At 65.8% G+C, this 25,213-nt stretch carries 25 protein-coding genes; 16 read left to right on the top strand and 9 right to left on the bottom strand.

The genetic code is table 11. The features are described from left to right. Positions 1-49 precede the first annotated feature (49 nt). Genes AC6LJ9_RS20610 through AC6LJ9_RS20595 form a run of 4 tightly spaced genes read left to right on the top strand, consistent with a single transcriptional unit; the run spans position 50 to position 5,096 of the window. Positions 50-1,426: an MFS transporter gene (locus tag AC6LJ9_RS20610; protein WP_498149029.1), complete on the top strand. Its 1,377-nt coding sequence runs from the start codon at positions 50-52 to the stop codon at positions 1,424-1,426. 21 nt (positions 1,427-1,447) lie between these two features. Beyond that, positions 1,448-2,923, top strand: coding sequence for a flavin-containing monooxygenase (locus AC6LJ9_RS20605; RefSeq protein ID WP_498149028.1), 1,476 nt, complete (start codon positions 1,448-1,450; stop codon positions 2,921-2,923). Continuing rightward, the gene (locus tag AC6LJ9_RS20600; RefSeq protein ID WP_498149027.1) at positions 2,920-3,927 is read left to right on the top strand and encodes an alpha/beta hydrolase; all 1,008 of its coding nucleotides are present in this window, start codon (positions 2,920-2,922) and stop codon (positions 3,925-3,927) included. The genes AC6LJ9_RS20605 and AC6LJ9_RS20600 overlap by 4 nt, the downstream gene beginning before the upstream one ends. A gap of 11 nt (positions 3,928-3,938) precedes the next feature. Then, the gene (locus tag AC6LJ9_RS20595) at positions 3,939-5,096 is read left to right on the top strand and encodes an iron-containing alcohol dehydrogenase (protein ID WP_498149026.1); all 1,158 of its coding nucleotides are present in this window, start codon (positions 3,939-3,941) and stop codon (positions 5,094-5,096) included. A gap of 289 nt (positions 5,097-5,385) precedes the next feature. Here the strand turns inward: AC6LJ9_RS20595 and rpiB are convergent, their stop codons facing one another. Then, positions 5,386-5,823 carry a ribose 5-phosphate isomerase B gene (gene rpiB, locus AC6LJ9_RS20590; RefSeq protein WP_498149025.1) on the bottom strand — a complete coding sequence of 146 codons (438 nt, stop codon included), beginning with the start codon at positions 5,821-5,823 and terminating at the stop codon, positions 5,386-5,388. Positions 5,824-5,980: 157 nt separating this feature from the next. On the opposite strand from rpiB, the gene AC6LJ9_RS20585 reads away from it, so the two are divergent. From AC6LJ9_RS20585 to mqo, 3 genes are all read left to right on the top strand, one after another. Beyond that, positions 5,981-6,259, top strand: a complete 279-nt coding sequence (locus tag AC6LJ9_RS20585) for a metal-sensing transcriptional repressor (RefSeq protein ID WP_212318307.1) — start codon at positions 5,981-5,983, stop codon at positions 6,257-6,259. Positions 6,260-6,273: 14 nt separating this feature from the next. After that, entirely contained in the window at positions 6,274-7,197 is a 924-nt protein-coding gene (locus tag AC6LJ9_RS20580; RefSeq protein WP_498149024.1) for a nickel/cobalt efflux transporter, read from the top strand. A gap of 542 nt (positions 7,198-7,739) precedes the next feature. Continuing rightward, complete coding sequence (gene mqo / locus AC6LJ9_RS20575; protein ID WP_498149023.1) at positions 7,740-9,440, top strand: malate dehydrogenase (quinone); 1,701 nt, start codon at positions 7,740-7,742, stop codon at positions 9,438-9,440. Between the two features lie 109 nt (positions 9,441-9,549). Here the strand turns inward: mqo and AC6LJ9_RS20570 are convergent, their stop codons facing one another. Next, entirely contained in the window at positions 9,550-10,308 is a 759-nt protein-coding gene (locus AC6LJ9_RS20570; protein WP_498149022.1) for a sulfite exporter TauE/SafE family protein, read from the bottom strand. Between the two features lie 91 nt (positions 10,309-10,399). On the opposite strand from AC6LJ9_RS20570, the gene AC6LJ9_RS20565 reads away from it, so the two are divergent. Next, positions 10,400-11,698, top strand: coding sequence for an aminotransferase-like domain-containing protein (locus AC6LJ9_RS20565; protein WP_498149021.1), 1,299 nt, complete (start codon positions 10,400-10,402; stop codon positions 11,696-11,698). A gap of 76 nt (positions 11,699-11,774) precedes the next feature. On the opposite strand, the gene AC6LJ9_RS20560 is transcribed toward AC6LJ9_RS20565, so the two are convergent. The 5 genes from AC6LJ9_RS20560 to AC6LJ9_RS20540 all read right to left on the bottom strand — a co-directional run bounded on the left by AC6LJ9_RS20560 (position 11,775) and on the right by AC6LJ9_RS20540 (position 16,881). Beyond that, positions 11,775-12,209: a YfbO family protein gene (locus tag AC6LJ9_RS20560; RefSeq protein WP_212318289.1), complete on the bottom strand. Its 435-nt coding sequence runs from the start codon at positions 12,207-12,209 to the stop codon at positions 11,775-11,777. 71 nt (positions 12,210-12,280) lie between these two features. Next, a complete protein-coding gene (locus AC6LJ9_RS20555) occupies positions 12,281-12,997 on the bottom strand; it encodes an SDR family oxidoreductase (RefSeq protein ID WP_498149020.1) in 717 nt (238 codons plus the stop codon). 158 nt (positions 12,998-13,155) lie between these two features. Then, a complete protein-coding gene (locus tag AC6LJ9_RS20550) occupies positions 13,156-14,544 on the bottom strand; it encodes an MFS transporter (RefSeq protein ID WP_212318285.1) in 1,389 nt (462 codons plus the stop codon). A gap of 14 nt (positions 14,545-14,558) precedes the next feature. Continuing rightward, the gene (locus AC6LJ9_RS20545; protein ID WP_498149019.1) at positions 14,559-15,545 is read right to left on the bottom strand and encodes a TauD/TfdA family dioxygenase; all 987 of its coding nucleotides are present in this window, start codon (positions 15,543-15,545) and stop codon (positions 14,559-14,561) included. Positions 15,546-16,008: 463 nt separating this feature from the next. Beyond that, the gene (locus AC6LJ9_RS20540) at positions 16,009-16,881 is read right to left on the bottom strand and encodes a helix-turn-helix domain-containing protein (protein WP_498149018.1); all 873 of its coding nucleotides are present in this window, start codon (positions 16,879-16,881) and stop codon (positions 16,009-16,011) included. A 145-nt stretch (positions 16,882-17,026) separates the two neighbouring features. Between AC6LJ9_RS20540 and AC6LJ9_RS20535 the strand changes: the two genes are divergently transcribed. Then, positions 17,027-17,569: a GNAT family N-acetyltransferase gene (locus AC6LJ9_RS20535; protein WP_498149017.1), complete on the top strand. Its 543-nt coding sequence runs from the start codon at positions 17,027-17,029 to the stop codon at positions 17,567-17,569. Here AC6LJ9_RS20535 and AC6LJ9_RS20530 read toward each other — a convergent pair. Then, complete coding sequence (locus AC6LJ9_RS20530) at positions 17,526-18,473, bottom strand: LysR family transcriptional regulator (protein ID WP_498149016.1); 948 nt, start codon at positions 18,471-18,473, stop codon at positions 17,526-17,528. The genes AC6LJ9_RS20535 and AC6LJ9_RS20530 overlap by 44 nt on opposite strands. Before the next feature lie 375 nt (positions 18,474-18,848). Between AC6LJ9_RS20530 and AC6LJ9_RS20525 the strand changes: the two genes are divergently transcribed. The 7 genes from AC6LJ9_RS20525 to AC6LJ9_RS20495 all read left to right on the top strand — a co-directional run bounded on the left by AC6LJ9_RS20525 (position 18,849) and on the right by AC6LJ9_RS20495 (position 24,221). Further along, positions 18,849-19,730: a diiron oxygenase gene (locus tag AC6LJ9_RS20525; RefSeq protein ID WP_498149015.1), complete on the top strand. Its 882-nt coding sequence runs from the start codon at positions 18,849-18,851 to the stop codon at positions 19,728-19,730. A gap of 1 nt (position 19,731) precedes the next feature. Next, positions 19,732-20,010, top strand: a complete 279-nt coding sequence (locus AC6LJ9_RS20520) for an acyl carrier protein (RefSeq protein ID WP_212322329.1) — start codon at positions 19,732-19,734, stop codon at positions 20,008-20,010. After that, positions 20,003-20,893: a class-II aminoacyl-tRNA synthetase family protein gene (locus AC6LJ9_RS20515; RefSeq protein ID WP_498149014.1), complete on the top strand. Its 891-nt coding sequence runs from the start codon at positions 20,003-20,005 to the stop codon at positions 20,891-20,893. The genes AC6LJ9_RS20520 and AC6LJ9_RS20515 overlap by 8 nt, the downstream gene beginning before the upstream one ends. Before the next feature lie 21 nt (positions 20,894-20,914). Then, complete coding sequence (locus tag AC6LJ9_RS20510) at positions 20,915-21,736, top strand: enoyl-CoA hydratase-related protein (RefSeq protein WP_498149013.1); 822 nt, start codon at positions 20,915-20,917, stop codon at positions 21,734-21,736. Further along, the gene (locus AC6LJ9_RS20505) at positions 21,720-22,598 is read left to right on the top strand and encodes an alpha/beta fold hydrolase (RefSeq protein WP_498149012.1); all 879 of its coding nucleotides are present in this window, start codon (positions 21,720-21,722) and stop codon (positions 22,596-22,598) included. The genes AC6LJ9_RS20510 and AC6LJ9_RS20505 overlap by 17 nt, the downstream gene beginning before the upstream one ends. A 7-nt stretch (positions 22,599-22,605) precedes the next feature. Further along, the gene (locus AC6LJ9_RS20500; RefSeq protein WP_212320046.1) at positions 22,606-23,451 is read left to right on the top strand and encodes a DMT family transporter; all 846 of its coding nucleotides are present in this window, start codon (positions 22,606-22,608) and stop codon (positions 23,449-23,451) included. Positions 23,452-23,582: 131 nt separating this feature from the next. Beyond that, positions 23,583-24,221 carry a class I SAM-dependent methyltransferase gene (locus AC6LJ9_RS20495; RefSeq protein ID WP_498149011.1) on the top strand — a complete coding sequence of 213 codons (639 nt, stop codon included), beginning with the start codon at positions 23,583-23,585 and terminating at the stop codon, positions 24,219-24,221. Between the two features lie 10 nt (positions 24,222-24,231). Here the strand turns inward: AC6LJ9_RS20495 and AC6LJ9_RS20490 are convergent, their stop codons facing one another. After that, positions 24,232-25,164, bottom strand: a complete 933-nt coding sequence (locus AC6LJ9_RS20490) for a 2-hydroxyacid dehydrogenase (RefSeq protein WP_498149010.1) — start codon at positions 25,162-25,164, stop codon at positions 24,232-24,234. Positions 25,165-25,213 lie beyond the last annotated feature (49 nt).

The raw sequence follows: 25,213 nt of genomic DNA, 5'->3' as shown, positions 1-25,213 counted from the left end.
GCGCTTTCCCCAAGACAGACAAGAAATCGGTTACGAGGAGGAGGTCGGCATGGCCATCAGCAATAGCGCGGGCGTCGCCCCGGCAGGCGGGATTCCCGCGCAGCAAGCAGGCAACAGTGAAATCAAGAAAGTCGTGGCCGCCTCGATGGCCGGGACGGTCGCGGAGTGGTATGAGTTCTTCATCTATGGCGTGGCCAGCACGCTGGTGTTCGGGCCGCTGTTCTTCCCCAAGGTCGACAGCCCGCTGAGCGCCATCATCGCCGCGTTCGCGACCTATGCCGTCGGCTTCATCGCCCGGCCGCTGGGCGGCATCGTGTTCGGCCATTTCGGCGACCGGCTGGGCCGGAAGAAGCTGCTGCAGTTCAGCCTGCTGCTGGTCGGGTCTTCCACCTTCCTTATGGGATGCCTGCCGGGGTTCCAGGCCATCGGCTTCGCTGCGCCGGCGCTGCTGGTCTTGCTGCGCTTCATCCAAGGCTTCGCCGTGGGCGGGGAGTGGGGCGGGGCGGTGCTGCTGATCGCCGAACACTCGCCGCCCGAGCGGCGCGGCTATTGGGCCAGCTATCCGCAATCGGCGGCCTGCATCGGCAATGTGCTGGCGTCGATCGTGCTGTTCGGCCTGTCCTCGCTGCTGTCCAAGGAGGCCTTCCTGGACTGGGGCTGGCGCGTGGCCTTCTGGCTGTCCGGGATCATCGTCTTCGTCGGCTATTACATTCGCCGTTCGGTGGAGGACGCGCCGATTTTTGTGGAGTCCTATCGGCGGCAGAAGGAGGCGCGCAAGAAGGCGGCCTCGCTCAAGGACGCGCTGGCCGCCTATCCGGGCAAGACGTTCTTCAGCATCCTGCTGCGCGTGGGCGAGAACACGGTCTATTACGTGATCGTGGTGTTCTCCATCACCTATCTCACCGTGCACGCCAAGCTGCCGTCGCAGACGGTGATGTTCATCATGTTCATCGCGAACATCTTCCAGTTCTTCTCGATGCTGTTCGGCGGCTACCTGTCCGACCGCATCGGACGCAAGGCCTGCATCGCGCTGGGCTATGCCGGGCTGCTGGTCTGGGCGTTCCTGTATTTCCCTGGCCTGGATTCGGGCTCGAACGTCCATATCCTCGGCGTCATCTGCATGGGGCTGTTCTTCCAGGCGCTCTGCTACGGCCCGCAGGCGGCGTACTTCTCGGAGATCTTCCCGACCTCGATGCGCTATGCCGGCGCATCGTTCTGCTACCAGATCGCGACCATCGTGGCCGGTTCGATCGCGCCGCTGGTCGCGACCCTGTTGCTGCGCGACTACGGCGGCACCGGACCCATCGTGACCTATCTGGCCGGCACCGTGGTGCTGTCCCTGCTGGCGCTGGCCGTGCTGTCGGAAACCCGCAATGTGTCCCTGCACGAGGTGGACCGCGCCCACCAGGACCGTCACGGCGCCTGATTCGATTGGAGTAGAAGCATCATGAGTGAACGCATTACGCATTTCCGCACCCTGATCCTCGGCGCCGGTTTCGGCGGCCTGGGCATGGGCGCCCAACTGGCGCGCAACGGCGACGAGGATTTCGTCATCCTCGAGCGCTCCGGCGATATCGGCGGCGTCTGGCTGGACAACAATTATCCGGGCGCGGCCTGCGACACCGAGGCCCATCTCTATTGCTATTCATTCTTTCCGCACCTGCGCGTCAGCCGCATGTACGCGGGGCGCGAGGAACTGTTGGGCTACATGCAGCGCCTGGCCGACGCCTACGGCCTGCGCGCGCATCTGCGCCTGAATCGCGAGATCACCGAGGCGCGCTGGGACGGCGAAAGCGGCTTGTGGCGTTTCGAGGTGCGGGGAGGGGAGCGCTACACGGCAACCTACTTCGTGCCGGCGTGGGGGCAGCTCAACCAGCCGTCGATTCCGGCCTTCCCCGGCCTGGAAACCTATCGGGGCGCGAGCTTCCATTCCGCGCGCTGGAATGGCGCCGTCGAACTGCGCGGCAAGCGCGTGGCATCCGTGGGGAATGCCGCGTCGGCGGTGCAGTACGTGCCCGAAATCGCGCCCGATGTCGCGCACCTGACGGTGTTCCAGCGTTCGGCGAACTGGATCATGCCCCGCAATCAGCAGGTGTTCACGCAGGAGCAACTGGACGCCTATGAGGCCGACCCGGCTACCTTCGAGGCCTCGCGCAAGCATCTGCATGCCTTCCGGGAGAACGGTTTTCGCCGCACCCAGATGGGCACGGACGAGCAGCGGCAGGGCGTCGACATCGCCAAGGCGCACCTGGCGGCGCAGGTCGCCGACCCGCAGCTGCGTGCCAAGCTGACGCCGGACTACGAGCTGGGCTGCAAGCGCATCCTGCGCTCCGACGATTTCTATCCGGCGCTGACGCGGTCCAACGTGACGCTGGAAACGCGTGCGATCAAGCGCTTTTATGCGCAAGGCATCGTGACGGCCGACGGCGAAGAACTGCCGTTCGACGCGGTGGTGTTCGGCACCGGCTTTGCCAGCCAGGCCTTCCATGGCGATCTGGCGGTGCTGGGCGCCGCGGGCGCCAACCTGTCGCAGACCTGGGCAGAGGGCGCGGCCGCCTATCTGGGCATGGCCGTGCCGGATTTCCCGAACATGTTCCTGATCTACGGGCCCAATACCAACCTGAATCACAACTCGATCATCACCATGCTGGAAATCCAGCAGCGCTACATCGTCGAGGCGTTAAGGGCAGGGCAGGAGCAGGGCGCGGCGCTGAGCGTCAAGCCGCTGGTGTATGCCCGCTACAACGAGCGCTTGCAGGCGGACATGACCACGTCGGCGTTTTCCGCCAGCTGCTCCAGCTGGTACAAGAACGCGGCGGGCAAGGTCATCAACAACTGGTCCGGGACCGCGGATCAGTACCAGGCGGCCGTGCGCTGGAACGCGGAGGACTATCTGTGGCTGCGCGCGGAGACGGCGCGATGAGCGAACGGCGCAAGCAGGACGTCGAGCGCGTCCCGCTATCCTCGATCGCCCCGGATGCGCGGGACCTGATCCAGGCCTATCGGGAAAGCGGCGAGATTTCTTTTCAGGACGTGCCCTTGGCCACCGCGCGGGAGAACTACCTGCGCGGCTGCGAGGCCAATGGCCTGCCGCGCGCCGATTGCGCCGTCGTCCGCGATCATGAGGTGCCGGTTCCAGGCGCGACCCTGCGCGTGCGTGAGTATCGCCGCGACGCATCGGGCAAGCCGCCGGCAGTGCTGTTCATGCACGGCGGAGGCTGGGTGATCGGCAACCTGGACACGCACGATGCCATCTGCCGGACGCTGGCCAGGGAAAGCGGAGCCGCGGTGTACGCCGTCGACTATCGCCTGGCGCCCGAGCATCCGTTTCCAACACCGCTGGACGATTGCGCCGCCGCGTTGCGCTGGCTGGTCGATCATGCCGCGAGCCTGGACGTGGATGTTTCGCGGCTGGGCCTGGCGGGCGACAGCGCCGGCGGCAACCTGGCCGCGGTCCTGGCGAACACGCAGGTTCTGTTGCCTCGGGCTTGCATCGTGCGGGCGCAGGTGCTGTTCTATCCCGTGACCGATCTGCGTGGCGAGACGGCTTCGTACCAACGCATCGTGGCCGGATTCCCACTGACCGCCAACTCGATGCACTGGTTCCGCGACCACTACCTGCGACCGGGTACTTCCTTGGACGACGCGCGTTTTCCCTCGCTTTTTTCTCCGCTTCTTTCTCCACTCCTGGCGCCGCGCCCGTCCAACGCTTCCCTGTTCCTGCTGAGTTGCGGGCTGGATCCCCTGGCGGACGAGGGCGTGGCCTACGCCGCGCGAGCCATCGCGGCCGGCGCGCGTGTCGAACATCATCACCTGCCAGCGCACGCGCATGGCATCATCACGTCGGCGGGCCGTATCGATACCGGGCGCGTCATGCTGATCCGGGCCGCCGCGTTCCTGCGTGAAACCTTGCTGAACAACTCCTGATGCAACGTCCTATGAACGCTTTCCAATTCCAGACTGTCCCAACCATCATTTCGGAATTCGGCGCGGCGCGCCAGCTCGGCGCCTTGCTGCGCAAGCAGTATCCGGCGCAGGTCCGGCTGTGCCTCGTCACCGATGGCTTCCTGCACAAGAGCGGCCTCCTGGCGCCGGCCCTGGCCGACCTGGCCAGGCATGGCTGGCAGGTGACCGTGATCGACGATGTGGTCGCCGATCCTCCGGAATCCGTCGTGCTGGAAGCCGCCGAGCGCGCCCGCCAGGCAGACGCGGAGGTGGTGCTGGGCCTGGGCGGCGGCTCGTCCATGGACGTGGCGAAACTGCTGGCCGTGCTGCTGGCGGGCCAGCAGCCCTTGGCGGACATGTATGGCGTAGGGAAAGTGTCCGGCCAGCGACTGCCCTTGGTGCAGATGCCGACGACCGCCGGCACCGGTTCGGAAGTGACGGCGGTATCCATCGTGACGACCGGGGAAACCACCAAGATGGGCGTGGTCGCGCCGCAGTTGTACGCCGATCTGGCGATTCTGGATGCGGAACTGACCCTGGGACTGCCCAGCGCCGCCACGGCCTATACCGGCATCGACGCCATGGTGCATGCCATCGAGGCCTACACCTCGGCGCATCTGAAGAACCCGGTGTCGGACACGCTGGCCATCAAGGCGCTGGAGCTGTTGTCCCGCAATATCCTGACCGCGTGCCGGGACGGCGGCAATAAGGAAGCGCGCAGCGCCATGCTGCTGGGCGCGATGTTCGCCGGGCAGGCCTTCGCCAATTCCCCGGTCGCGGCCGTGCATGCGCTGGCATATCCCATCGGCGGTATTTTCCATGTGCCGCACGGGCTGTCGAACGCGCTGGTGCTGGCGCCAGTGCTGAAATTCAACGCGCCAGCCGCCAGCAGGCGCTATGCCGAGATCGCCGGGGTGGTGGTACCGGGCGCGACGGGCAGCGACGAGGCCAGGACGGCTGCCTTGGTCGGCTATTTTGAACAGCTGGCGGTCGACACGGGGATTCCGCGCAGCCTGGGCGAGGTTGGCGTCAAACGGGGAGATCTGGCACGGATGGCCAGCGACGCCATGCGGCAGACGCGATTGCTGGTGAACAATCCTCGGGAAGTCACTGAGGCTGACGCGCTGGCGATCTATGAGGCGGCGTTCTAGCGGGTTGCCGATAACGAGGGATGAGAGCCTGGATTTCGCGGAGGCTGTCGGGCGGTTGATCCTTGTGAGTCGAGGATTCAGATGGCGAATCCGTGGGGAGATGGGAACCGCACCGGGAACGTCGGCCGCAAGCGAAGAACGCCGACGGGAGCTCATCTCTCGCCTGGGGTCGTATTACGCATAATGTGTATTATGTAAAGTAAAAATTATGCGAATTTCGGGCGGCTTCACCCTGCAGCCGCGCTTTGCCGGCTTAGGTCCCCGTGTTCCCCGCCGTGCTGGCGCCGCTTCAATCCGCTTTATTCACGCTTCCCAGCTTGTCCGTCCGTCTTTGATGGCGTCCGCCTTCGAATGGCGTATCCAGGAATGCCCGGACGCAATCGCGCGCGACCTCAAGCCCGACGATCCTGCTGCCCAGCGCCAACACGTTCGCGTCGTTGTGCTGGCGGCTCAGGCGCGCCATGGTGGCGTCCGTACACAAGGCCGCCCGCACCGCCGGATACCGGTTGGCGGCAATGGAGATACCGATGCCGGATCCGCAGATGATGATGCCCTGCGTGGTTCTTCGCCTGGTGATCGCCTCGCCCATGGCAAAGCCGAAATCGGGATAGTCCACCGACGTTTCGCCATCCGTGCCCAGATCCAGCCATTCGATGTCGCCAAATGCGCTCTTGAGCTGTTCCTTCAGTTCGTATCCGGCGTGGTCGGACGCAATGGCGATCTGCATGACTGGTCTCGCTGGTTCAGTGGTGTCTTCTGGAGCGTGGATTGTATTGTGGCGTGCCCGTTCCAGCCGGCTCGCCGCTGGTACATCCCAGGCTTCGATCCCATGCCGGCCACATGGCCTTCCTGATCATATCCCCCCGGGGGGGATATGATGCCGCATGGAAAAAACCAATCCCCACCACCATCACGATGCTGTCGCCAAGCGACTCAAGCGGGCGCAAGGCCATCTGGGCAGCATCCTGCAGATGATGGAAGCGCATCGTCCCTGCCTGGATCTGGCCCAGCAGCTGCACGCCGTCGAAAAGGCAATCTCGCAGGCCAAGAAGATCCTGATCCAGGACCATATCGATCATTGCCTGCAAGACGCCGTGGGCGATCTGGACGCGGACAAGCAGCGCACCATCGACGAATTCAAAGAGATCACCAAGTACCTCTAGGGGCCATGTCTCCCATGTTGTCGTTTGCCGAGCTGCTTGCCCGGGGCGCGTCGCACGCCTGGCTGTTCATTCCCAGCGCCATCCTGCTGGGCGCCCTGCACGGCCTCGAGCCTGGCCACTCCAAGACGATGATGGCCGCCTTCATCGTCGCGATCCGGGGAACGGTGTGGCAGGCCGTGCTGCTCGGCGTCACCGCGACCATCTCGCACACGCTGATCGTGTGGGGCATCGGCCTGGGCGGCATGTATCTATGGCAAGGCGTGGCGGCAGAGGAACTGGAGCCCTACTTCCAGCTGGCCTCGGGCGTGGTCATCGTGCTGATCGCGGCCTGGATGTTCTGGCGAACCTGGCGGGAACAGCATGGCGAGGCGCACGACCACTCCCATCACAATCATGAGCACGACGGGCACACCCACGGTCTGGAGCGACACCAGGCCGACACCGGGCATGGCCGCGTCCACAGCCATGACGTCGCGTTCCTGGAGCCAGACAGCCACCAGCACGATCACATTCACGAAGCGTTGCGCGGATTGGATGTCGCGGGTGAGCGATATCAGGACGCCCACCAGCTGGCGCATGCCACCGACATCCGTCGGCGATTCGCGAACCGGAATGTGACCAACTGGCAGATCGCCCTGTTTGGACTGACGGGAGGTCTTGTTCCCTGCCCTGCGGCCATCACCGTGTTGCTCCTGTGTTTGCAGTTAAAGGAGTTCACCTTGGGGGCTGTGCTGGTGTTGTGCTTCTCGATCGGGCTGGCCATTACCCTGGTTACTGTTGGGGCAGTTGCGGCGCTTGGCGTGCGGCACGTTACCCAGCGTGCTCCTCCCTGGTTCAGCGCAATTGCTCGGCGGGCTCCCTACCTGTCCAGTGTGCTGATCTTCGCAGTCGGCATTTACGTTGGCACCCATGGATGGCTTGGACTGCCTTCCGCTTAGCGTCGGAAGGCAGGGCCAGCACCGCTCCGCTAGTTGCCGCTTCACGCGACTATTGGGCATGCGCTTTCATAGCTCTGCCTATGGCTTGGTTTGACTCGCGGCTCTGGTTCCAGCGGTACAGCACCCGCTCGCCCGCGTTGCGGAAGGATCCCGCCTGGAGGCTCCATGATTTCCGTGCCATCCAGCAATAAAGTGGACCGCCTGCACGCCTATTGGCTGACTTTTGTCAGGGAAAATGGGCGGGCCCTGGAAGTCAATGCTCGCTTCCTGGGTATTGCGGTTCGACACAGTGGTTTCGGCTAGTCTTGGGCCTGCGCGCGTGACCTGACTCCGCACTCAGCGACAGATTCAGCCCTGGCTTGCCGCGAGCCGGGCCGCCGGTCAGGCTCCCATTCCATGATATTCCCGCAACAGCCCCATCCCGGCTCCCCCCAGGAAGTTGCTTGCGTATTCGCCCGCTCCGGAGGTGCCGCACTCCCCTTTTCCCTGAAGTGCCCATAACTACAACAATATGATCCCTTGAACCGTGAGGTCTTATACCCATGAGAAAGTTTCTCAAGATCCTGGGCAGCCTGGTCGTGACGGTGGTGATTGCAGTCGCCCTGTTCCTGTACTGGCCGCTGCACCAACGTTCGGTCCCGGCTCCGGACAACGACAAGCCCCTCGACGCCGTGCTTGTCGGCGGCGGCATCATGAGCGTGACCCTCGCCACCTACCTGCAGGAATTGCAGCCGGACTGGCGCGTCGAGCTCTTCGAACGCCTGGACGGCGTGGCGCTGGAAAGCTCCAATGGCTGGAACAATGCGGGCACCGGCCACTCGGGCTTCGCCGAGCTGAACTACACCCCCGAGATGCCTGACGGTTCCGTCGACATCAAGCGGGCCATCAACATTGCCGAACAGTTCGAGATTTCACGCCAGTTCTGGGCGCACCAGGTCAAGGCTGGCCGCCTGGGCCAGCCGTCGGACTTCATCAACCCCACCGGCCACATGAGCTTCGTCTGGGGCGATGACCGCATCGAGTATCTGCGCAAGCGTCGCGATGCCCTGGTCAAGAGCCCGCTGTTCTACGGCATGGAATATTCCACCGACCCGGCGCAGATCCGCCAGTGGGCGCCCTTGCTGATGGAGGGCCGCGATGCCGGCCAGAAGGTTGCCGCGACCTACATGCCGCTGGGTACCGATGTGAATTTCGGCGTCATCACCAACCAGCTGACCCAGGGCCTGCAACGCAACCCCAACTTCAAGCTGCAATTGCGGCACGAGGTCACCGCGCTGCGCCAGAACGGCGACAAGACCTGGAACGTCACGGTCAAGGACCTGAAGACCAATCAGGAGCGCACGGTCAAGTCGCGCTTCGTCTTTATCGGCGCCGGCGGCGCGTCGCTCAAGGTATTGCAGCTGTCCGGCATTCCCGAGTCGAAGAACTACGCCGGCTTCCCGGTGGGCGGCCAGTTCCTGGCCTTCGATGCGCCGGCCGTTGCCGGCCGCCACGCGGTCAAGGCCTACGGCATGGCCGATACCGATTCGCCGCCGATGTCGGTGCCTCACCTGGATGCGCGCAAGCTCGACGGCAAGCCGGTGGTGCTGTTCGGTCCGTTCGCGCTGGCCACGACCAAGTTCCTCAAGCAGGGCTCGACCTTCGATCTGTTCTCGTCGGTGACCCACAACAACGTCGCCAGCATGGTGGACGTGGGCATGGAGAACCTCGATCTGGTCAAGTATCTGGTGGACCAGGCGCAACTGACCGACGCGGACCGTCACGCCCAACTGCTCAAGTATTACCCACAGGCCAAGCGCGAGGACTGGCGCCTGGTGACGGCGGGTGAGCGTGTGCAGGTCATCAAGCGCGATCCGGAGAAAGGCGCGATCCTGCAGTTCGGCACCGAAGTCGTGACCGACAAGGACAACACCATTGCCGCGCTGCTGGGGGCCTCGCCCGGAGCCTCGACCTCGCCTCCCATCATGTTGAACCTGTTGGCCAAGGCCTTTCCACAGCAGATGGAAGCGGGTTGGAAGGCGCGCCTCAAGGAGATCATTCCGTCGTATGGCCAGAAGCTCAACGACAGTCCGGCGCTGACCAACCAGATCCGCGGCATGACGAGCCGGGTGCTGCAGCTGCCGTATGTGGAAGTGCCGGTGCCGGGCGCCACGCCCGCCTCGGCGCCGGTCGCGCCAGCCGGAGGAGCACCGGCGACGCCGGCCCCCGGCCGCAATGCCAACACCGAGATGCAGGCGCTGTAACGGCCTGCTCAGCCCTCCCTCGCGGGAGGGCTTTTGCTTGTTGCAGGCGGCTTTCCCGCCGCCCTGGCCTGGCCCCGGGCGGCGCGCGGTCGCTCCGGGCGCCCTGCCCTTACGTCGCCAGCAGCTTGATCGCCGCCAGGATGCTGACCGCCCAGGTGGTCATGCGCACGACGCCATCGCCCAGCCGGCTGACCGCCTTCGCGCCCAGCGTGCCGCCCAGCGCACAGCCCAGCGCCAGCGGCAGCGCCGTCGGCCACGGCACCACGCCGCGCCAGATGAACACGGCCACGGAAGCGGTCGAGATGACCAGGCTCAGCCGCGTGCCGAGCGCGGCGGCGGTGGACGGCGTGTGGCCGTGCAGCGCCACCAGCGTCAGGATCAGGAAGACGCCATAGCCGGCGCCGAAGAACCCGGAATACACCGCCAGCACCAGCACCAGCACGAAACCGGCAAGCCGCTGCATGGCGCTGGGCGAGACGTTGACCGTCTTCGGGCGGCGTCCGGCCCAGAACGTGCCGACGATGGACGCAACCAGCAGGAACAGCACCACGCTGCGCAGCCGCATCGGGTCGATGATGGTCAGGAGCTGCGCGCCCAGCACGGAACCGAGCAGGCACATGGGCCACAGCCATCCGGGCACCGGCACGGCGGTCTCCGGCAGTTTCTTCGCATGGGCCAGCGAGCCCGTCAGGAAGGCGGCCCACAGCGCCACCTTCACCGCGATGACGCTGTCATCGGCGGCAATGCCGACCAGCATCAGCAGCGGCACGCCCAGCGTCACCCCTCCTCCCGCCGTCACCGCCACCACGCCGCAGGGCAAGCCCAGCGCGAACATCAACAACATGGCCTGCATCGACATGTCCACCATGACCTCCAATTATTGTGTGAGGCAGTATGGCGCCGTATAGCAATACAATCCACTCATTGTATTGATCACATCGGACCCGGCTGCGCGCGACATGAACCTCTATGAACGATTGACGGCGGAACTGGCGGCGGCCATCCGCGGCGGCGAACTCGCTGGCGGCAGCGCCCTGCCGCCGGTGCGGGATTTCGCCAGGCTGCGCGGCATCGGTCCCAGCACCGCAGCGCGGGTCTACGCCAGCCTGCGGCAACAGGGGCTGGTCATCGGCGAAGTCGGGCGTGGCACCTTCGTGCGCGAGCGGCCGATGGATGCCGGCCCGCTGTCGGCGGCGGCCAGGTACGCGTCATTGGGCCGCAGTGCCGTAGCGCTGGAGGCGCAGGACCTGCGCGCCGCGCTCAAGGCAGTTGCCGCCCAGCCCGACCTGGCGCAGCTGACCGGACAGGCCAGCCCGCTGGGCAGGACGTCGATCCAGCGGGCCCTGGCCGCGCATTTCGCCGGAATGGGGCTGGATGTGCCGCCGGAGCGGATCTGCGTCGCGCACGGCGGACAGGCGGCATTGCGGCTGGCGGCGCTGGCGATCGCGCAGCGCGGGCAGCGGGTGGCGGCCGACGCCATCACCTATCCCGGCTGGAAGCTCGTCGCCGGCCAGCTCGGCCTGGACCTGGAACCGATCGCCTTCGACGGCGACGGTCCCTTGCCGGACGAGCTGGAGCGGTTACTGCGCCGCAGGCGGATCAAGGCGCTGTACTGCATGCCCGTGGCGCATCTGCCCATGGGCTGGGTCATGCCGCCGCAGCGCTGCCGCGCCATCGCCGAGCTGGCCCGCAAGCATGATTTCGCGCTGATCGAAGACCTGACCTACCGGCATCTGGCGCCCAGGGCCTCCTCCGGCCTGTACCGGCTGGCGCCCGAACGGACCTGGCTGGTCGGCAGCATGTCCGGCCTGCTGGGCGACGGGCTGCGCTTTGGCTACCTGGTCGCGCCCGACCCGAACCGGCGAGTCCTGGAGGGCCTGGCCATGTCATGGGGGCTGGCTTGCGCGCCCCTGCTCATCGAGCTGGCGCGGCACTGGCTGGAGGACGGCACTGTCGGCGCGATCCAGGCGCGGCAGGCGGAACATGCGCGCGCATTGTGGCAGGCCGTCGCCCGCACGGAGCTGAAGACACTGGGGTCGCCGTCAACGGCGGGCTGGGGCTTGTGGCTGCCGGCCGGCCGGGGCCGGCGCGCGGAGGAGCTGGTGTCGCGCCTGCGCCAGGCGGGCGTGGACGCCATCGGCAGCGAGCCGTTCAGCATCGCGGCCGCCCGCCCCAATGCCCTGCTGGTCCGGCTGCGGCTGCTGGCCGGAGAAGACGTCGCGCCATTGGCACGGACGATCCTGGATGCCTGGGCCTGAATCCAGCGCACAGGCATGTCCGCGCGCGGGCCGTGCCGCCAGGCAGGCGTAGCGGCCGGACCACGCCCGGGAAGAATCAGTCCCAGCAGACCGTATAGACCTGGAACCCCTCCCCCGCTTCCGGCGCGGCGGCATGCTTGCCGTAGGGCCAGCCGGTGACGAGGCCGTCGGCCTCCAGGCCTTCCAGCCACTGCTCGGCGTCCGCCTGCGATGCGGACGAGATCACGTGGATGTTCTCGGCGGCTGGCCAGTCGTCGCATTCCAGCGCCATGCCCCAATCCTGGTGCAGGCCCACGTAGACGCCTTGCACGTCGGGACGCCGGGCGATGGCCTGGAAATGGGCATGGATCTCGCGCAGGGTCGGACGTCCGTAGCCCCATTGGTTGGGCGCGATGGAGTCCTCCTGTTCGTTGCCGTCGAAATACTCGTCCAGCGTGACGACCGGCAAATGGTCTTCGTCCAGCGCGTCCAGCGCTTCGAGCTTGTCCAGCAGGGTCTTGCGCGCGTCCATCTGTACTCCTGTGCGCGGTTGAAAAACAGTGCGCGTCCGGCCGGCCGGCGCGCCGACGGCCGGTTTCCGCTTCAGCGCAGTGCGTAGCCGCCGTCGACGAAGAACGTCGTGCCGGTCGTGTAGCGGTTGGAAAGCAGCATCCAGGCGGCGTTGGCCACGTCGTCCACCTGGCCCACGGCCTGCAGCAGCGTGCTGGCGCGGTACTGGGCAAAGGCGGCCTCGCGCAGCTCGGCGGGGCGCGCCTGCCACAGGTCGCTGTCGATGGTGCCGGGCGCGATCGCGTTGACGCGGCGCGGCGCCAGTTCCGTGGCCAGCCCCCTGGCCAATCCCTCGATGGCCGCGTTGGCCGCGGCGTAGGCGGCGCCGCCCTTGATGGGACGCGCGCTGGCCGCGCCCGACATCAGCAGGACCGAGGCATCCGGCGCCAGCCTGGGCAGGGCCGCGTGCACGGCCCAGTACTGCGGCCAGAACTTGCCCTCGAACGGGCTGCGCGCCTGTTCCTCGGTCGCCTGGGCGAAGGGGGTGACGGTGTAGTTCGTGCCCGGCGTGAACAGCATGTCGACCACGGGCAGGTCTTCAAAGAACGACGCCAGCGAGGCGCTGGAGAAGGCGTCGACCTGCTTGGCGATGGCATTCTGCGGCAGGGTCTTCAGGGCCTCGTCCAGGCGCTGGCGGTCGCGGCCGCCGATGATGACCTGGGCGCCCTGCGCGGCGGCCACTTGCGCGGTGCGCAGGCCGATGCCCGAGCTGCCGCCGATGACGACGAGTGTCTTGCTGTCCGACATCATGATTTCCATGGAAGTTGAAAGCGATGGGAGAAACGCGGCGAGGCGGCAAGGGCCGCTTCCTGGTCCTTGCCGCCTCGTGCCTGTCTGCATTCGGATGACAGGGCGATTGTGCCATGGCCGCGCGCGGGCTTCGTCCACGGCGGCCCTGCCCTGTCGCCTCAGCGATGGATGCGCACCAGGCTGAGACAGCAGGACGCCATCGCGATCGCGCCGGCGATCCACAGCGCGGTCTGCATCTGTCCGACCTTGCCGCTCGCGAACAGCTGGCTGGCCACGCCGGACAGCACCACCGCCACCACCGCCGCGCCCAGCGACTGGCCCAGGGTGCGGGCCGTGGCCAGCACGCCCGAGGCGGCGCCGCTGCGCGCGCGCGCCACGTTGCTGAGCATCTCCTTGTTGTTGGGCGCCTGGAAAAATCCGAAGCCCAGTCCGCACAGGCCCAGGCGCCACAGGATGTCGGTGACGTCGTGCGCGTGGTCCATGGACGCGATCAGGAACAGCCCCAGCGCGAAGATGCCGACGCCGATGGTGGACAGCAGGGTCGCGTTGATCTTGTCGGACAGCCGGCCGGACAGCGGCGCGGCCACGGTCACCACCACCGGCCACGGCGTGAACAGCAGGGCCGACTGGATGGCGCTGTATCCATAGACGGACTGGAACAGGAACGGCAGGGCCACGAAGGAAATGCCCTGTGCCGAGAACGCGGCCAGCGAGGCCGCGGCGGCGAAGGAAAAGCGCTTGGACGCGAAGATGTCCAGCGGCAGCAAGGGCGCGTCCAGGCGGCGCTGCCGGCGCAGGAACACGGTGGCCAGCACGGCGCCGCAGGCCAGCAAGGTCCAGACGATGCCGTTGTCCCAGCGGCCGGCCTGGTCGATGGCGATCACCACGAAGCCGATGGCCAGCACGGAAAAGCCGATGCTGGACAGGTCGAGCCGCGCGCCGCTGCCCTCGTCCGCCGGCAGGTTGCGCAGGCCCAGGTACAGCGCCGCGACGCCGAACGGCACGTTGATCAGGAACAGCCAGGGCCAGCCCAGCGTCGACACGATGATGCCGCCCAGCGTGGGCCCGGCGACCGTGCCCAGCGCCACGATCAGCGCGTTGATGCCCAGGATCGAGCCCAGCAGCTCGGGCGGATAGATCTTGCGGTACATGCCGATGCCGATGCTGACCATGGCGGCGTAGCTGAAGCCCTGCAGGCTGCGGAATGCGACCAGGGTCCAGAGGTCGTTGGCCACGGCGCAGCCGATCGAGGTCAGGGTGAAGACGGCCAGCCCGATGCAATAGACCCGGCGGTAGCTGAAGACCGCGCCGACCGCCGCGAAGGTGATCATGGTGGCCGCGCTGGCCACGTGATAGGCGTTCACCACCCAGATGATGGCGGCCGGCGTGGCGTCCAGTTCCTTGGCGATGGTCGGCAGGGCCACATTGACGATCGACGTGTCCAGGGCCCCCATGAAGATGCCGATCAGAATCGCCATTGCGGCAAAGTACCTTGCCGGTATCGGGATGCCCGACGGCTCCGCGTTGATAGCCAATGTGTCCGACATGCCTGTTCTCCTGTTTAGCTGAGGGTTGCGTCCTGGGACGCGTGGCGCTGGTCGCTGATGCGGATCCGGATCAGGTGGCGCGCGTGGTCGTTGAACTCCGTCCTGCCGTGCAAGCCTTCATGGTTGTTGGTCAGCAGGATGTCGTCCGCGTCCAGCCGGCAAGTGGTGGTGAATTCCTGGTTGCCGATGACGTTCTCCAGGATGTAGAGCGCCAGCCGGTTCTCGGCGGTGTCGTACTCGGGATGGGCTTTCAGGCCGGCTTCGAGCGTGTCCTTGCGGTAGCGGATCAGCGGCTTGTCGGCAAAGATGGGCGCGAAGGTGGCTTCGGCCACGTCCTGCCGGCGTTCCTTGGTGTACGACGTGGGGATGCGGAACGGCAGCTTGGTCCTGGACAGGTGCTGGAACGCCCAGTCGCCCTGGCTGCCGTTCTTGAGCGAGTCCACGATGTGATGGCCGTCGCGGATCAGCGATACGCCGCCGTCGTCGGCCGGCCGCACCACATAGAGCAGCGTGTACCTCTCGGGATTCGGGAAGTACTGGGTGTCCGTATGCAGCTTGGCCTCATAGGCGTTTTCCGAGAAGGTGGAAACCTGGCCGGCGGGCAGCTCGCGCTTCTTGATGTCCCAGATGATCTGGCGATTGACCCTGTCGGTCGGCGTGGGCCAGCCCAGCGCCAGGCATAGCAGGAACAGGATGCGGCGCTGCTGGTCCAGGTCCAGGCCGGCCAGGCCGCTTTTTTTCAGGATCAGCGCCGAATAGCGCGTCTCAAGCAGATCCTTGATCGTTTCCGAAGCGCTGGCGATGCCTGGGAAGGTGCGCAGCACGTCCGCCCGGAGGTGGGAAAGATCGATCTCGTCCGACAGTTTTTCCGGCGTGCGCGCGACGTCGCCGTAATGGCTGGCCAGGACGTCCAGCGTGGATTTCTCGGCGTCCGTCAGCCAACCCGCTTTGAACTCAAACTCACCAATTCGATACCCCGCGTCTTTGACAAAAGCAAGCATGGTTAATCCCTCGAAAGTGCTGGTTGAGTGCCCATCCCGCAGGATGAGTAAAGGTCTCCTCCAATCCGGACGCTCGCGGCGCCTTTGTCGGATTTCACGCAACATCAATAACGCTTTCGTGCGAATGCAACTGCCCGGGTCATCCAATCATGGTGTGGACGGGTGTTTCTCCTTTGATTTGGGGGCCATCAACGCAATGCGCCGGCCAGAAGTGAATCCTGTGCCGCGGGTTTCATTCCTGATGCGTGCCGCGCCGGTTCGCCGGGGCGCCATGTGATCCATGTCAAGCTTGCCGGCCTGCATTGATTCTAGATTGAATGCTGCAATGCAGTAAACATATTTACGACATTTTAGAAATGAATAAATCCCATAAATATCAATGACTTGAATTTATGAAATGATGTTTTAGTAATTATTTTCTGTTTAATTCATTGTTTAAAATGATGCATGGCAAAATTGCATTTCATATTGCGGTTTTGCTTTTTGCATTGCCCAAGGCCGCCGCCTGGTGTTTCCGTCGTTCGCCCAGGCCTGCGCCGGTATGGCGCTTGAAGTACTTGCCCAGATAGGACGCGTCGGCGAAGTGCAGCGCATCGGCGATCTGCTGGATGGAGCGCCCGGGTTGGGCCAGCTGCTTCTTGATCTCCAGCACCACTTGGCGGTCGATCAGCGTCTTGGGGGCGTCGTTGAAGTACTTCCGGCTCAGTTGCGCCAGGTAATAGGGCGTGATGTGCAACAGGTCGGCATAGAACCCGACCTCTCGCTGGCGCCGGCAGTGCTTGCCTATCAATTCCCAGAACCGCCAGCAGATGGCCTCGGGCCGGCTGAAATCGTTGCTTGCCTCGGCCTGCAGTGCATCCGTCCGTTCGCAGATCCACAGGAACAGGTTCTGGAAATGATTGACCAGCATGGCCCGTCGATGGCTGGCGCATTGCTGGCCAAGCATGGCGGCCAGCGCCTGCCAGGCGGCCATGAATGCCGCCCCGCCCTGCTCCGCGGTGAAGAACGGGTTGCGGCTCAGGTAGCGGAACAAGCGGTTGGGTAAACCGGACGCGACCTCTGCGGCGATGGCGCGCTTCATCAGGTAGGCGGCGCAGGCGAACCCGTCCGTGCTGCTCTTTAGCCGCGCGATGGAATCCTCGGCCAGCACCAGGAAATCGCCCGGCGCCATCCGGTACGACTGGAAATTCACTTCCCATTCGGCGCTGCCCTGGCGGCAGACCAGCACGGTCACATAGGCCAGCGGCACGGGGCGGCCGAGCGGCGCGTCGAATTGGCAGTCGCCCATGTACACATCATCGGCGCCGTCAGCCAAAGCCTGGTAGCAAGTTTCCATTTAGGCTGTTTTTTGCTGGAAGATTCTTCAATTTCCAGCCACTAGTTTTCAAATTTACCGATTCTACCCAGATCACTGCCTTACCCTCGCGCTTGTCCGTTTCTACAATTCGGCCTGTTTCATCGGTGGAATCCAGAGAGGAATCATGCTGCACACCCCACGCCTGATCATGCGCCCCTGGCGCGACAGCGACGCGCCCAGCCTGTATCGCTACGCGAGCGATGACCGCGTCGGTCCCATCGCAGGGTGGCCAGTGCACGACAGCCCGGCCTATAGCCTGGAGGTGATCCAGACCGTGTTCGCGCGCCCGGAGGTCTATGCCGTGGCGCGCAAGGAAGACGACATGGCGATCGGCATGGCTGGCCTGCTGATCGGCCAGGACAGCAATTTCGAGATCGCCGACGACGAGGCCGAGGTGGCCTATTGGATCGGCGTGCCCTATTGGGGCCAGGGGCTGATACCGGAAGCCGTCGGCGAACTGATGCGCCATGCCTTCGAAGACCTGCGCATGCGGGCCTTGTGGTGCGGCTATTTCGCCGACAACCTGCAGTCGGCCAAGGCCCAGGCCAAGTGCGGGTTCAGGCATCAGCACACCGAGGAAAACAAGTTCAACCCGTTCTTGAACGACTATCGCACCGAGCACATCAGCCGCATCGGCAAGGAAGAATGGCAGGTGCTGCGGGGATAGGGGCGGCGCTGGTGAAGCAGCCCTCGCTGGCCAGATCCGTCTTGATCCATTCGATGAACGCGCGCGTGCGGGCCGGCAGCAGCTTTGCGTGCGGATAGATGACGCTGACCGGCCGGGGCGGCAGTTCGTAGTCGGCCAGCACGGTGGTCAGGCGGCCTTGCGCCACGTGCGGCGCCACCTGGTAGGACAGGAACATGCCAAAGCCCAGGCCGTCCAGGCAGGCGCCCAGCGCCGGGGCGACATGGTTGAACTCCAGGTTGCCGGCCACCGGCAAGGTGAACATGCGGCCATTGTTCTGGAAGGCCCACCAGGAATGGCCGGCGCCGGAGAAGTCGATGCAGTTGGCCTGCAGCAGGTCCTTGGGATGCGTCGGCTCGCCCTGGGCCGACAGGTAGGCGGGCGCGGCCACCACCATGCGCCGCACCTGCCCGACCTGGTGCGCGACGAGCGAGGAATCGTTGAGCCGGCCGATGCGCACGCCCAGGTCTATGCCCTCTTCCAGCAGATTCACCTGGCGGTCCGCCAGCATCAGGCTGCAGCGCACCTTGTGGTGTTGCCGGACAAAGCGATTCAGCGACGGCGCCACGTGCATCTGGCCGAACAGTACCGGCGCCGTGATCGTCAGCTGGCCGGCGAGTTCGCCCGTGTCTTCGCGCAGCGCCGATTCGGCCTCTTCCAGGGTCGCCAGCACGTGGCGGCAGCTGTCCAGGTAGCACAGGCCTTCATTGGTGAGCGCGATGCGCCGGGTGCTGCGGTTGAACAGCCGCACGCCCAGGTCGGCTTCCAGCGCCGCCAGCGTACGCACCACTGTCGGCAAGGATGCGCCCAATACCTGCGAGGCGGCGGTCAGGCTGCCCTGCTCCGCGATACATACGAATGCCGCCATGCTTTTCAGCTTGTCCATCAAAAATTACTCCAAGTTCCGCAAGAGTGAAATTCGTGACGCACCATTTATTCCAGGTGATCATGGCTGCATACTCCGTTTAGTTATTTTTTGTCACTGAAGGGATTATCAATGATTTCTCCGCTCCGGGCGTCTGATTATTCGCAGCATTTTCGGATCGGGCATGGCCGGCGTCCGCCGGTCGTCTGAATATCCCCTCTTCCTGTTTCAGGCGCGCTTTCCCCGAGAAAGCGCGCCGGATATGCCACGCACGCGCTGGATGCGCATGCCGGCAGGCGTTTTGCTGTTTTACGGCCCGGGGCGCAAGGTTTTCCGGCGCGCCCGCGACGGGCCGGCTTCGTCAGAAAGATAACCATGTCATGCGAAGGAGACAAAATGCTGGATACCGCAAATCCGGTCAGGACCGACACGCACGCCCAACGCAAGGCGACTGTCGACCGCCTCACGGCCCTGTCCATCCGGAACAAGACCAATCCGTTCCTGGACATCGACTGGCCCGAGTCGCTGCCCGAGGACGTCATGTGGATGCCGCAAGAGCTGATGACGGTGCATGGCACCCAGGCAGGCGCAACGCTGACGCCCGAGCAGCTGCTCAGGCTCAGCAAATGGGAAAGCATCTGGTTCTACAGCTTCAACGTCCACGGCGAACGGCATCTGCTGCGCGATGTGCTGAACTGCATGCACAGCCCCGGCTATGAGGACGTATCCGACTACATGCACCATTTCGTATGCGAGGAAAACAACCATAGCTGGTTCTTTTCCAATTTCTGCACCCGTTACGGCGGCAAGGTCTATGTCGACAAGCGCTCGCAATTCCAGGCGCAGCCATTAAAGCCCGCCGCCAATGCCTTCCTGATATTCGCCAGGATCCTGATCCTGGAGGAAATGCTCGATTACTACAACGTCATTATCGCGGCCGACGAGGCCGTGCCCGCGGTAATACGCGAACTCAATGCCCTGCACCATTATGAAGAGGCGCGCCATATGGCCTTTGGCCGCGCCATCGTGGCGGATCTGTTCGACAAGGCGCGCAAGAATTGCGCGGATGAGGATATCGACGCATGCCGCGCCTATCTGGATCGCTATATCGGCTGGTGCCTGGACTCGCTGTATTACCCGGCCATGTACCGGGACGCGGGCATCGCCGACGCTTATCAATTTCGCAATGCCGTCATGGCCGATCCGGGCCGGCAATCCCACCACGAGGCCATGACGGCCAAGGTAAGGAAATTCTTCGCAAAGATAGGGGCAGCCTGAAATGAATAATCAAAACCCGGCCCTGGCCGCACTGACGCAGAAAATCAAGCGCTTCGTCGCGGAGCGCAATCCGGAACTGGGCGACGTCCATATCGACGACACGGTGGACCTGATCGAAAGCCGCATCGTCGATTCCCTGATGTTCGTGGAGTTCCTGCTGTTCCTGGAGGACCACTTCGGCTGCGAGATCCTGCTCGACTCCGGCGATGTCGGCGCCTTCCGCACGGTTCGCGGCATCTACGACAATTTCAACCAGAAAGCGGGGGTGGTGAATGTGTGATTCCGGCAAGCACTGGGCTACCCACGAAGGGCTGGCCACGCTCGATCCGCTGGCGGTCCGGCTGAAGGACCTGCTGGACGCCAGCTTCCTGAACATCGCGGCCTCGCTGCAGGCCGAGCGCATGCAGTTCCCGCCGCTGCTGAAGGTGGCCGACGTGGATGCGCTGGACTACTTCAAGAACTTCCCGCAGCTGCCGCTGCTGGTGTCCGCGACTGAAGCCCAGGCCATGAACGACAGGCGCGGCGCCAGCCGGGAAGCCTGGACCGAAATCAGCCACGACTGCCTGGCCCACGCGACCCATATCCTGCCGCCGGCGGCTTGCTATCCCGTGTACAGCCATCACCGCGACGCGCCGGTCGGCCGCCTGAAGACCATCACCACGGCGGCGAATTGCTACCGCAACGAGAGCCATTACCTGGGGCTGCGGCGGCTGAAGTCCTTCAGCATGCGCGAGATCGTGTTCATCGGCGAGATGGAGCCGGTGACCCGGGCGCTGAGCCTGGCGCGCGGCCGCATCCATGACCTGGCGGGCGCCCTGGGCGTCGAGACTCGGCTGGAGAACGCGATGGACCCGTTCTTCGATCCCAACTCCACCCGCGCGGTCACGCAGAAGATGTTCCCGACCAAGCAGGAAATGGTGTACGGCGAGGATCTGGCGATTTCCTCGTCCAACTTCCACCGCAACTTCTTCGGCCAGCGCTTCAATATCAGCAGCGTGGACGGCCAGACCGCCTACACGGCCTGCATCGGCATGGGCCTGGAACGCTGGATACACGCGATGCTGGAGGTCTACGGCAACGATATCGAGCGGGCCATTGCCCGTCTCGAGGCGCTGGAAGACGAGCTGGCCTCGGCGTCCGAAGCCGACGCGGCCCTGGCCTGAACCGCGACCGCCCGGACCGCCATGTCCCACCCCTCCCCCCGCCCGCCCGTCCTCGTCCAGTTCGACCCCAAGCGCCGCTGGGCCGAACTGCGGCTCTGCCGTCCCGAGACGGCCAACCTGCTGGACCAGGGCGTCATCGCCGCCCTGACCAGCGCCCTGCGCGAGCTGGCCGGACAGGCCGGCCTGCGCGCCATCGTCCTGTCGGCCGAGGGCGACACCTTCTGCGCCGGCATCGACCTGCGCTGGATGCAGGCCGGCGCGCACGCCTCGCCGGCCGACAACCTGCGCTCGGCGGCGACGCTGGCCCGCCTGTTCAAGGCGATCCATGACTCGCCGGTCCCCACCATCGCCAAGATCCAGGGCGATGCGCTGAGCGCCGGGCTGGGGCTGGTGGCGGCCTGCGACATTGCCATCGCCAACGATCACGCCCGCTTCCGGACGCGAGAGGTCCGCGTCGGAATCCTGCCGGCGCTGATGAGCCCCTATGTGGTGCAGGCGCTCGGCCCCAGGCTGGCGAAATACCTGTTCCTGACGGCCAGGCCCCTGTCGGCCCAGGAAGCGTTGCAGGCGGGCCTGCTGCACCAGATCTGCCCGAGCGGCGAGCTGGACGGCCTGGTGGCCAGCTGCGTGGACGACATCGTCCAGGGCAGCCCGGCCTCGCTGCCGGCGACCAAGGCGCTGGTGCAGGCCATCGCGCATCGCGCCGTGACCGATCAGGTCGTGGCGGAAACCACCGCCTGCATCGCCGATTTCAGGGCCCGCGGCCAGGCCCAGGCCGGCATCGCCTGCGCCATCGACGGCGTGCTCCCACCTTGGATGGAAGACCATGAATCATCCCGATAGGCGCGCCGAGAACGCGCCCCGCCAGCTGAGCATCGGCTGCGAGATCGGCGGCGCCGCCTGCCGCATCGCGGTCCACGAATGGGGCCGGCCCGACGCCGAACGCGTGGCGCTGTGCCTGCATGCCCTGAACCGCAACGGTCGCGATTTCGACTTCCTGGCGCGCGCGCTGGCGGCGGACCGGCGCGTGCTCTGCCTGGACCTGCCCGGCCGGGGCGACAGCGACCGCCTGGCGGATCCGGCCGACTACAACCACCAGACCTATCTGCGCGTGCTGCACGCGCTGGCGGACTCGGCCGGCCTGCGGGGCCGGCCCGTGGACATCATCGGCACGTCGCTGGGCGGGATACTGGGCATGATGTATGCCGCGACGCATCCCGACGCGGTGCGCAGCCTGGTGCTCAACGACGTGGGCACGGTCACCGCCGGCGAGGTGTTCCTGAAGGCGGCGCGCTCGATCCAGCGCGAGGTGCGCTTTCGCAGCCTGGAGCAGGCGGTGCTCACCTTCAAGATCATGACCGCGTCCTGCGGACCGCTGTCGGACGCGCAGTGGCGCGCCGTCTCCGCCCACATGATCGAGCCTGATGGCGCGGGCGGCTACACGCTGCGCTACGACATCCGCATCGCGGAGCAGCTGTTCCGCGACGCTGGCGCGGACCTGGACCTGTGGCACTGGTATGACCGGATCCGGGCCCGCGTGCTGCTGGTGCGCGGCGCCAATTCCGACGTGCTGACGGAGGAGAACGCCTGCGCCATGGCCGGGCGCGGCCCGCGCGCCGAACGTTACACCGTGGCGGGCACGGGGCATTTCCCCATGCTGGTCAAGCAAGACGAAATCAACGCCGTCAAACATTTCCTGGGCTGACTCCTCCATGACTCCCCGCCTGTTCGCGCTGACCCTGCTGTCCCTGCTGGCATTCGCCGGCAATTCGCTGCTGTGCCGCATCGCGCTCAAGCAGACGCCGATCGATCCAACCAGTTTTGTCGCCATCCGGCTGCTGTCCGGCGCGCTGATCCTCTGGCTGGTGCTGTATCTGCAGCGACAGTCCCGCAACCTGGAGGGCAGCTGGTTCGGCGCGCTGGCGCTGCTGGCCTATGCGATGACCTTCGCCTTTGCCTATTCCCAGATCCCCGCCGGCACGGGCGCGTTGCTGCTGTTCGCCTCGATCCAGATCAGCATGATCCTGTATGGCCTGGTCATCGGCGAGCGCCTGTCCTTCGTGCAGAGCATCGGCGTGGCCTTCGCGGTCAGCGGGCTGGTCATGCTGATGCTGCCCAGCGTCGGCGCCCCGCCCCTGTTCTACGGCTTCCTGATGATCGTCTCGGGCATCGCCTGGAGCGCCTACTCGGTGGCGGGCCGGGGCTCGCGCAATCCGGCCTCGGCCACCGCCGGCAACTTCATCCGCGCCACGCCGATCGCCCTGGTGCTGTTCTTCCTGCAGTTCCAGGCCTCGCACGTGGACCTGGATCCCACCGGCGTGATCTATGCGGTGGCTTCCGGCGCGGTGACCTCGGGCCTGGGCTACATCCTCTGGTACGCGGCGCTCAAGGAACTGAAGGTGACCCACGCCGCCACCGTGCAGCTGAGCGTGCCGGTGCTGACGGCGTTCGGCGGCGCGCTGTTCCTGGGCGAGGCCGTGACGCAGCTCCTGGTGGCGGCGTCGGCGCTCATCATCCTGGGCGTGTCGCTGGTGGTGCTGGTCAAGCGTCGGACCTGAATCCTGCCCGCGACGGGTCCGGTCCCCGCCTGGGCCGGTGCGCCGGCGGGCATCCGCCCGCCCGGCGCCAGGGGCGCCGGTGTATGCTGCCTTGCGCCGGGCGTCCGCCCCGCCCGCCCAAGGACCGCCCCATGACCCTGAGCAACGACGCCCGTTTCTGGGACCGCAGCGCGCGCCGATACGCGGCTTCCGCTGTCTCGGATCCGCAAGGCTATGAACGCACGCTGCGGCGCACCGGCGAACTGCTGGCAAAGAGCGACCATGTGCTGGAACTGGGCTGCGGCACCGGCAGCACCGCCCTGCGGCTGGCGGCCGACGTGGCCAGCTACCTGGGCACGGATTTCTCGCCGGCCATGATCGCGATCGCGCAGGAAAAGCTGGCCGCCGCCCCGGTTGCCGCCCTGTCCTTCCTCGCCGCGACGGCTGAGGATCCGGCATTGCGGGCCGGCCAACACGACGCGGTGCTGGCGTTCAACTATCTGCACCTGGTGCGCGACCTGCCCGGCACGCTGCGGCGCATCCACGCCCTGCTGGCCGACGGCGGCCTGTTCATCTCCAAGACGCCGTGCCTGGGCGACATGAATCCGTTGATCCGGCTGGCCTTGCTGCCGGCCATGCGCGCCATCGGCAAGGCGCCCTATGCCGGCGCGTTCAGCGCCTCGGCGCTGGAGCGGCAACTGGCCGCCGCCGGGTTCGAGATCCTGGCGACGGAAATCCACGCCGACGGCGGCAGCGACCGGCGGCCGTACATCGTCGCGCGCAAGGGCTGAATGTCCGGCGTCAAACCGGCGTGACCACGCCCCGCCCCGAAAAGTGTCCATCCAGGTTCTGCTGGTAGATCGTGAACTGCGCTTCCACGCTGTCCGGCGACCAGCCGCCCACGTGCGGCGTCAGCAGCAGGTTGTCCAGCGCCAGCAACTCGGCGGGCGGCTCGGGTTCGCTTTCATAGACGTCCAGGCCCGCGCCGGCGATGACGCCGTCGCGCAGCGCGGCGGCCAGCGCCGCCGTGTCGACGATGCTGCCGCGTCCCAGGTTCAGCAGGTATCCCCGCGGACCCAGCGCCCGCAGCAGCGCGGCGTTGACCAGGTGGCGGGTCGAGGCGCCGCCGGGCGCCACGCACAGCAGCACGTCGCACCATTCGGCCATGGCGGTCAGGCTGTCGAAATACGGGTGCGCCGAGCCGGGCTTGGGATTGCGGTTGTGATAGCCGATGCTCAGGCCGAAACCCTGCGCGCGCGTGGCGATCTTTTCGCCGATGGCGCCCATGCCCAGGATGCCAAGTCGCTTGCCCGACACGCCGGGCGGCACCGGGATCTGCGTGCGCCAGAGGCCGGCGCGGCATTGCTGGTCCAGCTTGCGGAAATTGCGCACGACGGAGATCAACATGCCCATGGCGTGATCGGCGACGCAGTCATCATTGGCGCCGCGGCCGTTGGTCATGACAATGCCGCGCGCCTTGGCGGCGGCCGCGTCCACGGTTTCGTAGCCGGCGCCCATGCAGGACACCAGCTCCAGCTTGGGCATGGCGGCGATTTCCTCGCCGCTCAGGCCGATGGTGCCAATGGTAAGCACCGCCCGGAACGCATGGCCGCGTTCCTGGACGGCCTGTTTGCGCGCCTCGTTGGTGATGGCATAGGTGACGTCGAAGCGCTGCGACAGGATGTCGAGATGGCGCTCGGCGATGGGACAGAGGATCAGCAGGGGGATGTTCATTGCGGGTTGCGGCTGCGGTTGGATGAGGGCCTGGCCCGCGCGGCGACGG

It is taken from the genome of Achromobacter sp. 1011811831 (genome assembly GCF_059760905.1).
Note: the sequence above shows the minus strand (reverse complement) of the source record. Positions and strands in the feature narration are given on the sequence as shown.